Origin of the sequence: Flavobacterium micromati, assembly GCF_900129585.1 — a bacterium.
Lineage (GTDB): Bacteria > Bacteroidota > Bacteroidia > Flavobacteriales > Flavobacteriaceae > Flavobacterium > Flavobacterium micromati.
Window position 1 is genome coordinate 1 of sequence record NZ_FQWF01000008.1, and the last position, 16,220, is coordinate 16,220.

At 33.5% G+C, this 16,220-nt stretch carries 14 protein-coding genes; 3 read left to right on the top strand and 11 right to left on the bottom strand.

The window, feature by feature from the left end; genetic code table 11:
- On the top strand, positions 1 to 524 hold a 524-nt coding region (locus tag BUB42_RS09420; RefSeq protein ID WP_244533913.1), incomplete at its 5' end, for a transposase.
- On the opposite strand, the gene BUB42_RS09425 is transcribed toward BUB42_RS09420, so the two are convergent.
- The 4 genes from BUB42_RS09425 to BUB42_RS09440 all read right to left on the bottom strand — a co-directional run bounded on the left by BUB42_RS09425 (position 516) and on the right by BUB42_RS09440 (position 4,182).
- Positions 516 to 701, bottom strand: a complete 186-nt coding sequence (locus BUB42_RS09425) for a hypothetical protein (RefSeq protein ID WP_073019543.1) — start codon at positions 699 to 701, stop codon at positions 516 to 518. The two genes, BUB42_RS09420 and BUB42_RS09425, sit on opposite strands and share 9 nt — an antisense overlap.
- The gene (locus BUB42_RS09430; RefSeq protein WP_073019545.1) at positions 698 to 1,780 is read right to left on the bottom strand and encodes an HNH endonuclease family protein; all 1,083 of its coding nucleotides are present in this window, start codon (positions 1,778 to 1,780) and stop codon (positions 698 to 700) included. The genes BUB42_RS09425 and BUB42_RS09430 overlap by 4 nt, the downstream gene beginning before the upstream one ends.
- Entirely contained in the window at positions 1,777 to 2,790 is a 1,014-nt protein-coding gene (locus BUB42_RS09435; RefSeq protein ID WP_073019547.1) for an adenine-specific methyltransferase EcoRI family protein, read from the bottom strand. Before BUB42_RS09435 ends, BUB42_RS09430 begins: the two co-directional genes overlap by 4 nt.
- A 726-nt stretch (positions 2,791 to 3,516) precedes the next feature.
- Complete coding sequence (locus tag BUB42_RS09440) at positions 3,517 to 4,182, bottom strand: SCO family protein (protein ID WP_073019549.1); 666 nt, start codon at positions 4,180 to 4,182, stop codon at positions 3,517 to 3,519.
- A 262-nt stretch (positions 4,183 to 4,444) separates the two neighbouring features.
- On the opposite strand from BUB42_RS09440, the gene BUB42_RS09445 reads away from it, so the two are divergent.
- The gene (locus BUB42_RS09445; RefSeq protein WP_139257333.1) at positions 4,445 to 6,499 is read left to right on the top strand and encodes a M13 family metallopeptidase; all 2,055 of its coding nucleotides are present in this window, start codon (positions 4,445 to 4,447) and stop codon (positions 6,497 to 6,499) included.
- Between the two features lie 54 nt (positions 6,500 to 6,553).
- Here the strand turns inward: BUB42_RS09445 and BUB42_RS09450 are convergent, their stop codons facing one another.
- The 5 genes from BUB42_RS09450 to BUB42_RS09470 all read right to left on the bottom strand — a co-directional run bounded on the left by BUB42_RS09450 (position 6,554) and on the right by BUB42_RS09470 (position 12,916).
- Positions 6,554 to 7,495 (bottom strand): DMT family transporter, encoded by a 942-nt coding sequence (locus BUB42_RS09450; RefSeq protein WP_073019553.1) that lies wholly within the window; start codon positions 7,493 to 7,495, stop codon positions 6,554 to 6,556.
- A 1-nt stretch (position 7,496) separates the two neighbouring features.
- Complete coding sequence (locus BUB42_RS09455) at positions 7,497 to 8,339, bottom strand: Rossmann-fold NAD(P)-binding domain-containing protein (protein WP_073019555.1); 843 nt, start codon at positions 8,337 to 8,339, stop codon at positions 7,497 to 7,499.
- A 285-nt stretch (positions 8,340 to 8,624) separates the two neighbouring features.
- Positions 8,625 to 11,018 carry a M28 family peptidase gene (locus BUB42_RS09460; protein ID WP_073019557.1) on the bottom strand — a complete coding sequence of 798 codons (2,394 nt, stop codon included), beginning with the start codon at positions 11,016 to 11,018 and terminating at the stop codon, positions 8,625 to 8,627.
- 24 nt (positions 11,019 to 11,042) lie between these two features.
- Positions 11,043 to 11,390 carry a hypothetical protein gene (locus BUB42_RS09465; protein ID WP_073019559.1) on the bottom strand — a complete coding sequence of 116 codons (348 nt, stop codon included), beginning with the start codon at positions 11,388 to 11,390 and terminating at the stop codon, positions 11,043 to 11,045.
- Positions 11,387 to 12,916: a bifunctional GNAT family N-acetyltransferase/carbon-nitrogen hydrolase family protein gene (locus BUB42_RS09470; RefSeq protein ID WP_073019561.1), complete on the bottom strand. Its 1,530-nt coding sequence runs from the start codon at positions 12,914 to 12,916 to the stop codon at positions 11,387 to 11,389. Before BUB42_RS09470 ends, BUB42_RS09465 begins: the two co-directional genes overlap by 4 nt.
- A 182-nt stretch (positions 12,917 to 13,098) precedes the next feature.
- On the opposite strand from BUB42_RS09470, the gene BUB42_RS09475 reads away from it, so the two are divergent.
- The gene (locus BUB42_RS09475; protein WP_073019563.1) at positions 13,099 to 13,425 is read left to right on the top strand and encodes a single-stranded DNA-binding protein; all 327 of its coding nucleotides are present in this window, start codon (positions 13,099 to 13,101) and stop codon (positions 13,423 to 13,425) included.
- Positions 13,426 to 13,856: 431 nt separating this feature from the next.
- Here the strand turns inward: BUB42_RS09475 and BUB42_RS09480 are convergent, their stop codons facing one another.
- Positions 13,857 to 14,756: a histone deacetylase family protein gene (locus BUB42_RS09480; protein ID WP_073019565.1), complete on the bottom strand. Its 900-nt coding sequence runs from the start codon at positions 14,754 to 14,756 to the stop codon at positions 13,857 to 13,859.
- 3 nt (positions 14,757 to 14,759) lie between these two features.
- Positions 14,760 to 16,139, bottom strand: coding sequence for a hypothetical protein (locus BUB42_RS09485; RefSeq protein ID WP_073019567.1), 1,380 nt, complete (start codon positions 16,137 to 16,139; stop codon positions 14,760 to 14,762).
- Between the last annotated feature and the right edge of the window lie 81 nt (positions 16,140 to 16,220).

Consider the following 16,220-nt stretch of genomic DNA (forward strand, 5'->3'; position numbering starts at 1 on the left):
GGTCAGAAAGTAGTGGTTATAAATTCAAGAAATACCGTACACCAGACTGCAAAGAATGTCCAATGAAAGACCTTTGCACTAGTAGAACAGGGGGAAGGGAGATTGATCGCAGCCAATATGCTGATGCTGTTGAAGAAAACAACAAACGCTATCAAGAAAACCCACAGTTATACCGCACACGACAGGAAATTAATGAACACATCTTTGGCACTATTAAACGTCAATGGGGCTACAATCACACCAATTTAACAGGACTTGAAAAAGTAAATGGCGAACACAGTTTGATAATGTTAGTGTACAACATCAAACGCACGATGAATATTCTGGGAATTCCCGATTTAATTGATAAAATCCAGAAATGGAATGCAAAATACCCACCAAAAGGGTATGCCGTGATCAAAGTGACCTTTTTTAAGCTCTTGTGCGAGTTCAAAAATATCAAACAATTATTTCTATCTCCAAAAACCGCCTCGCTTACAAGCGAGTTTTGTGCGAATAGGAAAGGCGTTATTGAGTTAATTTGAGCAAAAGTGGGGTAAATTCACAGCCTGACGTTTTGCAGCTACCCGAAGGGCGGGACTTTTACCACAAAACTTCAATCGGAGCACTGAATTTTCGGCTTGCACAAATGTGTCTTTGGAACACGAAACCCCGCCTTTTGGGTAGGTGCTGTTACAAGCTGGTGTTCTTTCTGTCGTCATATTCCGCTTTTAATTCTGTTGTCGTGTTTGCATAACATTTGGCAATTATCTGCTGTCGATTTTCCACCACTGTGCCAAGGTGTAATGTGGTCGGCTTCCATTTCGTTTAGTTCAAAAGTTACTTTACATTTTGGGCAAATTCCTTTTTGTCTTTCAAATGCTTCTCTTTTTTGTTTATCCGTAAAAGCACGAATACTTAAATACTTTTCGTTTCGTGTCAAAACGTATTCGTAAATGCCAGACTTTCTTGTAACGTCTTCGTCTTGCATTAAAGCGGTAATTTCTTCTTCTAATTTTTTTGCGTCAAATTGTTTGTCTTTGTAATTGTTGTATAGAAAACCATAATTTATACCTTTCATTTCTTTTCGGTATTTTGGAAAAACAACTTTTATCCAAGTCATTAGACTTGTAAAATATAACCACAATTCACTTGCGTTTGGTTTGTGTTGGTTTTCTGCCATATACTGCTCAATTTTGTCATTGCTTAACCAACTAATTGAGGTTTCTAAATAGTCTTGTCGTATTGGCAAACCATTCATAAAGTCGTTGCCGATATTGTAAGCTGGACAACCCGTTTTACTGAAATATTTTTTTGCTTCTGTCAGCCAAGTTCCTGTATAAATTGCGTTTCGTAATTCCTGTTGAGTTAGTTTTTCTCCTGCAATGTTTATGGTTTTGAACCAATCTAATTTTTCTTTGTCGTTGCCTTCGCAGAAGTAAACCATAAGTTTGTAATCCAAAATTTGGTTTTGTTCAACGTCTGTAAGGTTGTTGAAATACATAGAGTTTAAAGAATAACTACCCGTTACATATTCGCAAATGCTAATTGTTCTTTGTTGTCCGTCCAAAACTTCGTAAGTGTCATCTTCGTTTTTTACCCAATACATTACGTTTAATGGAAAATTTTTTTGAACAGTTTCAATTACAGCATCACGTTGTTTGTCTTTGTAAACAAATTCACGCTGATATTTTGGTCGTATGTTTAGGTTGCCACCAAAACCAACAACGCCTTCTTCGTTGTCGTTAAAGTAGCCGTTGGCAACTTCTTTAATTTTTATTTCTTTAAGTTCAATTTTCATAGTTTTCTATTCTTTATTAAAACTCTGACATATGTAGGTTTACCATTTATTGCACCTTCTTTATCTTTTATTAAACCGTGTTCTTTGATTGGAATATTTTCATTTTTCCTAACATCATTAGAACTTATAATTTCAAATTGTTCAGGGTTGTATTTGTCAATAAGCGTAATTGGAACTCCCATAACACCAGCAAAATCCATTGGAATGTCTGCTACTTTATTTACGTTAATTGCTTCGTAGTTGTCATAAGTGGGATATTCAATTTCGTTTCCGTAATAGGTTTTGTAAAGAATAATATCTTCGTGCCGTTTACGAGTATCTAAATTGGTAAACCAATAAACACTACCCATACTGAAATACTTTTGCCCGTTTACAATTTTAATTCGTGTTTCGGTTTCTATTTCGTAATGGTCAGGCACTTTAAACCATTTTGTTCCGCCATTATCAACGCCCGTCCAAATTTTATTCTCTTTTACAAGTTTAAAAATTTCTTTGTAGGTTAAGTTGTTTTGATTGCCAATGATTAGAAATTTTTTGTCATGTTCAATAAGTTGAGCCACATATTCGCGAAACAATGAAAAAGGCGGATTAGTAACAATAATATCGGCTTGCATTAGCAAGTCGATACTTTCTTGACTTCTAAAATCTCCATCGCCTTTTAATTCGTGTATTCCAATTTCTTCGGGATTTGGAACTCTGTCGCCATTTTTATCGCCATTGTATTCAAGCCAAATCGCACTTTCAGATTTGTGTTTGCTGAATAAATCTCTTTCTTGGTTTTTATAGCAAGTCGTTATTAGTCGTTTAAGTTCTAAATCTTCAAATTTGTGAGAGAAGTAGTGAAAGAAATTACTAATTCTTGGGTCGTCACAATTGCAAAAAACAGTCTTCCCTTTAAAATAGTCTTTGTAATGTCGAAGCTCTTTTTCAATGTCAGTCAGCTCGGTATAAAACTCGTCATTTTTACCTGCTTTCGCCTTTTTAAGATTGTTGTTAAGAGATTTTGCCATCAATATTATGTCTGTTCGTTAAGGTCGTAAAATTACAATTTTAATTTCTGTTTCTTGTCGGTTTGTCTGTCGGTTGTCGGTCGTCCTGCACTTGCTTGTAACTAGTATATATGTCTGATAAAATCAGACTTATCTACCTTGATTCGGGTGGATAAGGCTGATAAAATCAGACTTAATTCTAAAATCAAATATATAAATAATTCTTTACAAATCATCAACAGGACTTTTATTTTGAAAATAATTATCGTAGCTGCAAGAGTTTATATTTTCAATATTTTGGTACTATTATTTACTACTAATCGTAATTGTAATATATTTTGTTAACGCTTAGTAGTAACAGTTGTGCCTAGTAGTGTGGAGTTTTTAAACTTATGATTAGTTCTACTAAATCAAGTCACAAGCGAAAGTAGTCATGATCTATAAAATAGATTTCTGACAATTGCAATAACGGTAAATTGGTATCGAAACAAAGAGTTCGATAGGGTGTAATTTTTGTACGAAGAATAATAAATTACAATTTTTGAAAGTAAAGCCATTTAATTTAAAACTCAAAAGTTGAGATCTATAATGATTAGTTTGAAAGTCTAAAAAGACTAGAAACAAAATAGAAGTAAATTAGAAATCATTACAAATTATCCTCTAGAATAAGTCCTAATCTTCGTTTTACTTTTAGTCTACAAAAAGGTAATTTAGCTTTGAATTAATTTAGTCGAAGAGCCATTATTTTCACTGATTACTTAAAAAAGTTATATCCTCAATTAATCGCTTCATATCCTCTTTGTTAGTGCCGTCATAAAAACCGCGAACTCTTTTTTTGGTATCGACCAAAACAAAATTTTCAGTGTGAACCATATCATATAATTCTTCTGGTTTTCCCATTTTTACAGCCAAATATGATTTTCTCGCCATCGCATAAATTTCCTTTTTATCGCCGGTTACTAAATTCCATTGGGAGTCATCAACATTGTGTTTTTTGGCGTAAGCCTTCAACACAGCAACGTTATCCGTTTCTGGGAAAACAGTATGTGAAAGCAATTTTACTTTTGGATTATTAGCAAAAGCCGTTTGAATTTCAGAGAGATTGGTGGTCATTTTTGGACAAATGGTAGCGCAAGTCGTAAAGAAAAAGTCAGCAACATAAATTTTACCTTCATAATCTTTTTGGGTTATCGTTTTCCCATTTTGATTGGTAAATGAAAAATCAGCAATTGTATGATACTTGCTTTTGTACTGAATTGTACTGTCTACTAATTCTGGATTTACATCAGCAGGATTGTAAATTGGCAATGTTTTTTTTGGCTTAAGAGCCGAATAAAATAAGGATAATACAACAATGGAGAAAACAACGAAAATCCCTAAAAAGAGGCCATATTTTTTTAAAAATCGTGACATAATGCTATTTTTATGCAAAAGTACAACAACATGATTTGTTTTTAATTTTTATTAACAGAATCTTAGTCCGTGTTGATTGTCACTTTATAATTTATCATTTGGTAAATATTTAAATGATTTTAAGGAAATAAATTTACTTCGTCAGCCAGAAAATCAATTGTACTGTTTTACTAAATTTTTGGTATGCAATTTTTAACAAAAAATTAAAAGTTTTATTGATAGCTTTGTAATTATAACTGAATCATTAATAAAAATCAAAAAAATGAAAAATAAGCAATTGCTTTTTGTCATTCCTGCAATTATGGGTTTTGCTTTGGGTCAAGCCCAAAATGCTCCTGCTACTAAGGAACCAGGAATTAATGTAAATTACATGGATAAGAAAGTGAAACCAAGTAACGATTTCTTTAGATATGTAAATGGCACTTGGTTGGACAATACTGAAATTCCAAATGATAGAACTCGCTGGGGAAGTTTTGATGAATTGCGCAAAAGAACCGATGCTGATGCATTGGCAATTTTAAAAGAGGCAACTACAAATCCAAGTTACAAATCTAACACTGATCAAGGGAAAGCGGTAAACTTATACCAAACAATCTTGGACACTGTGGGAAGAAATAAAGCGGGAATCGCTCCATTAAAACCTTATTTAGCTAAAATTAATGCAGTTAAAACTACTAAAGATTTACAAGCATTACTTATCGAAATGGAACCTCTTGGTGGTATCGGATTTTTTGGCGCTGGCGTAGGAACCGATGCTAAAAACAGTAGTCGTAATGTTATTAATCTAGGGCCAGGCAGTGTTGGACTTCCAGACAGAGATTATTATGTTTCTGATGATGCCGATTCTAAAGAGAAGCGTGCTAAATATGTGTTACATGTTGCTAAGATGTTGCAATTTCTAGGAGATTCGCCAGCGGTTGCCAAAACTAATGCTGAAAAAATTCTTGCGCTTGAGATTGAAATGTCTAAACCAAGATTGGATAGAGTAGAGCGTAGAGATCGTCGTAAATCCTACAATCCGATGACTCTGGCTGAGTTAAGCAAATTGACGCCATCAATCAATTGGGATACTTATTTTACTAAAATTGGATTGGCAAAAGCAGATACCGTAATTGTTTCTCAACCAAAATACATGACTGCTTTAGAAACTATTTTTAAAGAAAATAAAGTAGCCGATTGGAAAGCGTACATGCGATGGAGTTTATTAAATAGAGCTTCAAGTCAGTTGTCTACAACCATTGAAAATGCAAATTTCGACTTTTACGGAAAAACATTAACAGGTGCTGTCAAGCCAAGACCACGTGATGAAAATGCACTTCAAACTATCAACGGCACTTTAGGCGAAGCTTTAGGAAAATTATATGTAGAGAAAAAATTTCCGGCTGAAGCCAAAGTGAAAGCGGAGAAAATGATCAAAAATATTTTTACAGCTTTCGAAAACAGAATTAACAACTTGTCCTGGATGTCAGCAGAAACTAAAGTCAGTGCGCTTGCTAAACTGCATAAATCAAGAATAAAAATAGGTTATCCTGACAAATGGAAAGATTATTCAGCTTTGACTGTTAAAAGTCCAGCAGAAGGTGGAACTTATTTTGAGAATGCTAAAAATATGGCGCAATGGCGTTTTGATGAAAATATCGCTGAGTTGAATAAACCAGTAGATAAGGACAAATGGGGAATGTCGCCGCAAACAGTTAATGCGTATTACAATCCATCTAATAATGAAATCGTATTTCCAGCAGCAATCTTGCAACCGCCTTTTTACAATTACCAAGCTGATGAAGCGGTAAATTATGGTGGAATAGGAGGCGTTATTGGTCATGAAATTTCACATGGTTTTGATGATTCAGGATCGCGTTACAATGCTGATGGAAATCTGGTGGACTGGTGGACAGCTGAGGATTTAAAACAATTTTCAGCTTTAACAGGAGCACTTGCCGCACAATACAGCGCATTGGAACCTTTGCCAGGAACTTTTGTTGATGGTAAATTTACTTTGGGTGAAAACATAGGCGATTTAGGTGGTGTAAATGCTGCGTATGATGGTTTACAAATTTATTTAAAAGAAAATGGAAACCCAGGATTAATTGATGGTTACACACCAGAACAACGATTCTTTATTTCTTGGTCAACAATTTGGCGCTCAAAAATGCGTGATGAAGCGTTGAAAAACCAAGTAAAAACGGATCCGCATTCTCCTGGAATGTACCGTGCTTATGTACCTTTGCAAAACATAGATACTTTCTACCAAGCTTTTGACATTAAAGCAAATGACGGAATGTACATTGCTCCAGAAAAACGAGTTAGAATCTGGTAATAGTTTCAGAAGAAATTAAAAATCCCATTTGCCTGAGCAAATGGGATTTTTTTTTTAAGAAGGTTCAGGATTTTTTTTTCGCGATTTTCGTAGCGAGTAATTCACCAAGTACAATCCAAATAAAGTAACCGTTCCACCAAGTATAATTGCAGTATTTAGAGTTTCGTCAAATAGTAACGCTCCTAATAAAATGGCAACAATTGGGTTTATATACGAATAGATTGTACTAATTTCAGCAGGAAGGTTTTGAAGAGCATAAATAAAAGCTATAAAAGTTAGTACTGATCCAAATATAACTAAATAGGCAATTGACCACCAGGATACTGCCGGAATCTCGCTGAATTTGACTGCTGTTCCAGTGGCGCCAATATACGCAAAAACGATAATGCTCGATAGAAACATTTGCAATCCCAAACTAAAATAGGGATTAAAAGTCGCTGCCTTTTTCTTTGTATACAATGTGCCGAAAGCCCAAGTCAAGGTCGAAATTATCGAAATTATAATTCCAAATCTAAAATTAGGAATCAAAAAATCATGCAGATGATCATAAAAAATAATACAAACACCACCAAAACTGATTATAAGACCCAGCACAGAAAATTTAGATAAACGCTCACCTCTAAAAAAAGTAATAATAACGATCCACAATGGAACACAAGCTGCAATGATAGCTCCTAGGCCACTACTAATATACTTTACTCCCCAAGTACTTAAGGCATTGCTCAAAACGAAATTTAGAGCGCTAAGAATCAAGATCGATTTCCACTGTTTTCCCTTTGGCCAAGCTGCTTTTTTAAATAAAAAAAAAGAGATGTAAAGCAAACCTCCTATAAATTGTCTAATGGCAACAAGTTGTAATGCTGGCATGTGTTTGACTCCTATTTTAGAGGCGATCCAAGTGGTTCCCCAAAAAAAACTAACAAAGCACAATGCTAAGATGGGTAAACCAATCAAATTAATTTTAGACGAAACAGCATTCTTAATTTTAGTTTTCACTTTACAAATTTGGTTGCGCAAAAGTATATTTTAAAAGCTGCACAACTTTATCATTCTCGATAATTTTTCCAATAGATGGTTTGGAATGATCAAATTTGGGCAAAGCTAAATTTAATTCGGCTGCTTTTTGAGTGTAATATTGTTCACGAGTAGGATGGAAAGAGGTAACTGCGTTGAAAGTTTCATCCCAACAATTAGTTGCTATAATTTTTAGAATAATGCCAATACAATCTTGTTGATGAATCAAATTTACGGGCGCGTCAGGATTTGCCAAATTTTCTTTGCCAGCTAAAAATTTTGCTGGTTGCCGATTTGCGCCAATTAATCCGCCAAAACGAATAGCGGTTGTTTTAAAATTTTTATTGCTTTGCAACAGCTGTTCTGATTCAAGCAATTGTTTCCCACTTTCGGTATCCGGACTTGGAAATGAGGTGGCTGTTACTGTTTTTTGGCCTTCGCCAAAGATTGAGGTAGAGCTGACAAACAATACATTTTCAATAGTTGATCTCTCTATAAATGGAATCAGGATAGCTATTTTTTTGACAAATGTGTTTGCAGCAAACGTGTCTGAATAAGCCCGTAATTGCGGCGGTATATCAATAATTAAGGTTTCGCTTCCAGCTAAAAAATGGTGCATTGTAGTTGAAAACTTTTTGGCGTCGAGCGAATCTTCGTTTAAATTCACTGGGACATCAATCAAAAACGGTTGGATTCCCGCATTTTCTAAAGTTATAAGTTTCTCGTGTGTTGTGGTCGATCCATTTATTTGATGCTTATTTTCAAGTAAGGCTTTCGCCAAAGGCAAACCCAACCAACCGCAACCTAGAATGCTAATTTTTTTCATTTTTTGATTATTATGGTCGATTTGCTTTCGCTTTTTTTGACTCGTTTCTGGATTATCTTTTTGATGAGATGAAAATTAAATTGTGATGTTAATTCCTGTAGCAATTATGTGCAGTTTGTAACATTGAGCTTGCCGAAATGCTTCTTTTGGTCATCAGTAATATACTACGATCTCTTCTGCAAGCTCAGAGAGACATTCGATTTCTCAATAGCTATAAAAAATCCTTAATAACAGTAAAATTTGAGAAGTAAAATAAAATAAAGGTCACAATTTGTAGTGACATATTTAATTAATCTGCAAGCTATCTACCACTACTGCTTTTTTCGGTTTAGAGTAGCGTTTAGTAACAATTGGAATTACCGTATTTACAACAACAACTGGCGTCGGTTTTATTTGTTTTCTAATTACTACTGCATCGTTCAATACAAAGGGAGTTGGCATCATCCAATTTTCTCTTTTTTGCATGTTGAAAATGGGATTAGTCATTAAATCGAAAGAGCTCTCAAGCAATTCCATTTCTATTACCGAACTAGAATTAACTCGGAATTCCATTTCTAATGGTTGATTATCCACGACATAATAACTCAATATTTTTTTCCCTTTGCGTTTATAAAAAGCATTTTTTTGACCTAGAGCTTTTACGCCATTTGCTCTAAAATCATGAATTGCCATTTTTTCATTGGCAAAAATATCATATCGATTTACATTTCTATTTGGGGAAATTTTGATCTTCAAATACCTTTGATTTGCTGCGATTCTATTTTCTAGAAATTCAATAGTGGGTTTTGCTATTTCTTTTTTAGATGCCTCAACAACGTATGTAAAACCTGAATTGTATTTGCTAAACAACGGTAGTGTATTAGAAGGCGTTGGTTCTTTAGGATTTTCACCTAGATAGGCTTTTGTCCAAGAATCTAAATTAGTGTCGTATGTTGCCCAATTGGCTTTGTCAGTATCAGCATTATAGATGTATAATAAACTATTCGATTTTGCTTTTCCTAATTCATAACCCGAGTCTAAATGCGCTTTTGTAAAAAATCCGAGTGAAAATATTAAAAACACTGAAGCCCAGACTCCCTTTTTGGCGTAAGCCCCAAAAATGGGTAGCATCAAAGTAAAAGCTAAAACGGTAAGAATTGCGCTTCCAAATAAAACTTTTAATCCTAAACCAACGGGAAACATCTGGATAAAAGGTGCAATGATTATTAAAGCAGGAACACTAAGAATAAGATTTAAAGCTTTATACGATTTTTGAGTAATAATAAAAACTCCAAAAATAATTAGCGCAAAATAAACAGGGATTATCAGGAATCCAGCCCCTTGCAAACTCAACGCCAAAAAGTAATTGATAACAATCCAAATAAATAGAGGGGCAACAAAATGATTTAGGGTTAGCTTTCTAACAGAGAAACGCTGGTACGTAGCAAAGCTGATCGCAATAGCCAAAAGTACAAATGCAGCGATATAAGAATGACCATTGTAAGTAAAACCGTTGAGTAAATCATTATATTGTGGATATAAAATTAGTAATCCTCTCCAAACAAGAAAAGTAATTAATCCAGCAGTTATTATGGAAATTAAAAAAGGGATGAATCCCTGTAATATCTTATCGAATGACAAAACACGTTTGGCAACTCCCGAAACAACTAATATTAGAAAGAGGATTAAAGCGAGAATTGTCATAGGTAAAACCCAACTAAAGGGATAACTTATAAATGTAAATGGAATTGTAAAATAGACATAATCGTTGTTCGCTTTTGTAGCATTTAAATCAGCATTGGAAAAGTAACTTAAAAGAGGCACTAAGTATGATCCTTGATGCGCTAAAGTGTTTTTGTCTAAATGATTAATGTCATCTTGAGCGGTGTGATAATTATAATGATCATCGATAAAGGCAAAATTATAACCTTGAATATTACCTTGTTCCCTGAAGACGGTTAAGTCAGTATCATTAGGCAACATTTTATAAATACTGTACATCAATGAATTTGATACTGGAAAAGTAGCTTTTGCGGCAGCAAACTCTTTGACTAACCCTGCATTTCCATTATTAGTTTCCATCAACATATAACTTGGTCCAGAGGAACCGCGCGCTTCAAAATTCAATACTAAACCAACTTCCTTGGCCCAAGGATGTTTTGTTACAAATAGCGCTGCGCCGTTCAAACCCAATTCCTCCGCATCGGAAAACATGATAATTATGTCATTTTTATGGGGGTTTTTATTATATATAAAAGCGCGAACACTTTCTAAAATTGTTGCAACTCCTGATCCTGCATCACTCGCTCCTGGTGAGTATGAATGTGGCGCACTGTCATAATGAGAGAGCAATAATAGCGCTTTTGAATTATTAGTACCTTTTATACGAGCTAGAATGTTTTTTGATTTTACTAAATTTCCCCAATCACTTAACGTATAACCTTCTTGCAATGAAGTTTCTAGGCCTAATCGTGTGAGCTCTTTTTGAAGATAAGTAGCCACTACTTGATGATTTTGTGACCCTACATAATGGGGTTCTTTTGAAATTTCGGCTACTTGATTTAGGGCTCTTTTTGTTGAAAACTCAGTTAGTGTACTTTCATCAGTAGAGGTCCATTGTGGCATCATGGTGAAGAAAATTAAACCTAGGATTAAAAGTAAAATTAATGTCGAAGGAATAGATGAATAATCTTTTTTCATTGGATTTACATAATTTGGGGATTGCTAAATATCTTTTTTCACTAACATAAGGAAGTCATTTTCTAAAATCATATAACCTTGGTCATAGAGAAAATGGTAGGTATTTCCTGTTTTTGTATGTAGTTTATTGGTAAAAAACTCAAAGTCAAATCCTTTGCTTAACAATTTTGCTCGCGTCGTTTTGGATTTTCCTTCAGTATTAAGTTCTAACAGAATACGGTAATTTTTGCGCAACTTATTGTTGATATTGCGCATATAATTAGTACTATCCTTGTTTATTTTGTTATTGTAAGCATTGCGACAACCATCACTACAGAATTTTTTATCCTCGCGACCTACAATTTTTTCCTCGCATTCTAAGCAAACCCTCACGTATTGATTTTTTTAATTTCGTACAAATCTTTTCTACGATCTTTTAGAATCCGTACGCTTCCATGCTCGTGAAGTTCTTTTAATAAATCTAAGTCTACATCAACTATAAGTGTCATTTCGGTGTTAGTTGTTGCTTCAGCTTTGATTCCGTTGCTTGGAAAAGCAAAATCCGAAGGTGTGAAAACTGCTGATTGTGCGTATTGAATATCCATGTTATTTACTTTTGGTAGATTCCCCACGCAACCTGCAATAGCAACATAACATTCATTTTCAATTGCTCTGGCTTGTGCGCAATGTTTTACTCTGGTATAAGCGTTTTGAGTATCCGTCAAAAATGGGACAAATAAGATATTCATTCCTTCATCAGCCATTAATCTAGAGAGCTCTGGAAACTCTACATCATAACAAATCATGATCCCTATTTTACCGCAATCAGTATCAAAAGTCCTGATTTTTGAACCTCCTGTCATTCCCCAGTGTTGCACCTCATTTGGCGTTACGTGAATTTTAGAATACATTTCAGAAGTTCCATCTCTCTTGCATAAGAAACCTACATTATACAAAGTGCCTTTTTCTAGATAAGGCATGCTTCCGGTAATAATATTGATGTTATATGAAATTGCTAATTCTTGAAAGCGTTTGCGTATCGGTTCTGAATGTTTAGCTAACTCTCTTATTGCGTCTGCTTCTGATAAATGGTTGTAATCAGCCATCAGCGGAGCCGCAAAAAGTTCCGGAAATAATGCAAAATCACTGCCATATCCAGAAACTACATCGACAAAAAATTCGCACTGTTCAAAAAGAGCTTCGAGATTATTTAATTGTCGCATTTGCCATTGAACTAATCCTAATCTAATTACACTTTTTTCTAGGTTAATTAATTTTGGACTTTCGTCGTAATAAATATTGTTCCATTCTAATAAAACAGCAAATTCCTTGGAGTCAGTATCACCTTCTAAATAATTTTTCATCACTCGAATCACGTGAAAATCATTGCTTAGTTGAAAAGAAAGGACGGAGTCGTGCAATTCCTTTCTTTTTACTTTTTCAATGTAGACTTTTGGAGTTAGTGTTGCTGCATGCTGACCATAATTAGGAATTCTTCCAGCAAAAACTATTGCTTTTAGATTTAGTTGTTCGCACAATTCCTTTCGGGCGTCATATAATCTTCTACCAAGGCGAAGTCCTCTATAATTAGGGTGTATGAATATGTCTATGCCATATAAAACATCACCTTTTGGGTTGTGCGTTGAAAACGTATATTTTCCCGTTATATCAGAATAATTGTGGTTTTTGTCAACCAAATTTTCATTAACAATTAATGACAATGCTGAACCAACCACTTTTCCATCAACTAATATTACTAATTGTCCTTCTGGAAAAATACTTAACAATTTTTCAATATGATGTTCCCTCCAGTAAGAACCTACCATTTCTGGATAGGACTCCACCATTGAGTTTTTTAATTCTTTGTAATCATCAAATTCTAAATTGCGTAATTCTACTTTGTTTATTTTGGTCTGCATAAATTATATTTTGGTCAAATGTAGCGATTTTAAATCCATTTACAAACGGTTACAAATAGTTACAACCGAAAGTAATTAGTTAGCAACCGATTAGAGTTTTGAAGTCGTCGCATCTTTGCCCTGTTGATTCGAACGAACGATTTGACAAAAATTATAAACACTAATATTTAAATTTACACGCCATGAAAAACACAGTACAATTAATCGGACATGTAGGACAAGATCCAGAAGTAAAATCACTTGAAGGTGGAAAAAAATTAGCGAATATCTCCATCGCTACTAATGAAGTTTACTATAAAGAAAACGGAGATAAAGTAGAAAAAACCGAATGGCACCGCGTTACCGCTTGGGGAAAAACTGCTGAAATTATCGAAAAATACGTAACTAAAGGAAAAGAAATTGCCATTGAAGGTAAGTTAACCCATCGTAGTTATGATGACAAAGATGGTGTAAAACGTTTTATTACAGAAGTGGTTGCTAATGAAGTTCTTTTGTTAGGAAAACAATAAAACCATTTGTATTTTAAGGTTTATGCCTTGAGAATTATTTTATAAAAAAGCACGAATTTCTACCTTAGAAGTTCGTGTTTTTTTTTGGATTTGTATTTTGTCATTACATATTTGTACAATTATAAATATGACCTGCAAGAATTATTTGTTTTCTCATTCATCAACTTAGACTTTTAGTTAAAATAAGTAAGGTGTTTGTCATCTAATAAATGATTACAGCAAAAGGTAAATTCGTCTTTCGTTTCTAATATGATAAAAACAACTGCATTATCCTTTTTGGCACTACTTTTTTTCAAGCATTTAGATTGTTTAATTGAAATATGACTTAACGATCTTAATTTTCTTAATGGTTTAATATTTGGGTTACTTCGATCGTTTTTTAAAAAAATGCATGATACTATTTTAACTTTATAGGACAATTTATATTAATTTCAAAAAATATCTTTTGCTACTCTAAATGTATTTGCGTGCGCTTCAAGAATAATTTTTATGTCTGGAGAATAACCGCCTCCCATTGAAACCTGAACGGGAATTTGATGTTTATTACAAAGTTCAAAAACAAGTTCGTCTCTTTTTTTACAGCCTTCTATCGAGCAGCCTAACTTGCCTAATTTATCAGACGCTAAAATGTCAACGCCGGCTAAATAAAAGATAAAATCGGGTTTTTCCGTTTCGATTAATTTCGGAATTATATCTCCAATTGTTTTTAGGAATTTATCATCATTTGTACCATCATCAAAAGCAATGTCTAAATCAGAGGTTTCTTTTCTAAATGGATAGTTTGTTTTTCCGTGTGTTGAAAAAGTAAATACATTTGGATTGTTTTGAAAAATTTCGGCGGTTCCATTTCCTTGATGTACATCTAAATCAACAATTAGGATTTTTCTAGCTAAGTTATTATCCAATAAAAACTGAGCAGCAATGGCCTGATCATTTAATAAACAAAAAGCTTCTCCATGAGTGGAATAAGCATGATGCGTTCCACCGGCAATGTTAAAAGACACTTTGGTTTCAAACGATTTTTGAGCTCCTGTGATTGTTCCCTGAGCAATTATCAATTCCCGTTGTACAAGTTCTTTTGAAAGTGGAAATCCTATTTTGCGAGCCGCTTTTGGATTTAATGTCAGATTCAGTAGATCATCGACATATTCTTGTTTATGAACTGCTAATACATGTTTTAAATCGCATACTGTAGGCTCAAAAAAATCAGATGCTTTAGCGATTCCTTCATGAATCAACTGCTGAGGTATCAGTTCGTACTTCAACATAGGAAAGCGATGTCCTTCTGGTAAAGGATGCTGATAAATGGGATGAAATGCTATTGGAAACATAAATTAATAATCAAAACCGTCTATAAATTTTCTCAAAACGATTTGTTTAGAAAAAGTATCATAATAGCTTAAAATGTAAAAGTTTTTGAAAGCAAAGTAATTTTCGAGTTTCATATTTTTATTTTCAAATGTAAATTGAGCGATCTTGTCAATAAATAGCGGTTGATTAATTTGTTCGATTTGTTTAAAATTCGAATCTAATACTATATCTACCAAGTTATTTTGAATGGTGTAATTGCCAGAACTATCACCATATAAATTTCCAATAGCTCCTAATTCGAAAAATAAATCATTAGTACTGCCTCGATATTGCAAGCCTCCAAAGGAAGCAACATACTTTCCGTCAAAATTATAAATGGAGATACCTAAATCAGAATCTAAAATGGTATTTATAAATTTCTTTGCTGTTTTAATATTTCTAGGTGAATTATTACCGCTAACGCTGTAAAAAGGAGTAGTGAAAGGACTAGATTTTGCGCTATCAATTATATAACTTTTAACAATGGATTTATCTTCGTACTTGATAAATTGTAATTCTACAGCACTGCTATTGGAAGATATGGTAACCAAATTATTTTCAAAAAATAAAGAATTAGATTGCTTCACATTAACCAAGCTGCTATTGTTAATAACAGTTTCCCTTATTGAAAAAGTGTCTAAATCTATTTCAAACACCGAAGTTTTTGCTGTAGCGTGATTAAATGTTATAATTAATTTGTTATTATCAACGTAATATTTTACTCTTTGACTTCCATCGAGAAAGGAATTAAATCCTTTTTTTTCAATTTTTGTTAACCCAAATTCGTCTATTATATTCCCAATACTAGGTTTTGTGACTGAATTAATTTCAAAAGAGAATGATTTAAAATCAAGTTGTGTCTTTTGCAAAGTATTACCTTCCAATTTTATTAATTGTAATGCATTTTCATTTTTGCCTTTTGTAATAAAGTAAAAATTCCCTTTTTCAGAAAACTCTGTCAAGATACTTTCCTCTTTTAGATTTAAACCTAAATCTTTAATTGGGGTTGTTCTACTGGTAAAATCATACTCAACGGCGATAACTCTGCTAAGATCTTCGGTGGCAAAATAAGCAACGGGATTATTATTGTCAAGAAAACTTGTACCTACTAAATAGCGAAAATTAAAAGGTCTTTTTACAGTCAAACTGTCTCGAAAGAAAACGATACTATTAAATTTTGCTCCAAAAAGTTTTTCTTTGTCTGCAGCAAAAGTATAAATTTCATTAGTTGTTGGATTTACAGTTGTAATCATTTGATGAAAGTCCATCTTCTTTTTTAGTTCTAAAGGAACATCACTCAATTTAATTTGGCAAAAAAAAGGAAAACTTAAAAGGAGAAAGTACAGCAAGAGACTCTTTTTCATAGAGATGATTTTACTTCAAATATAATTTAAAAGTGATAACTGAAACGTTAAAGAAATTAAAAATAAATGAAATAAATCATC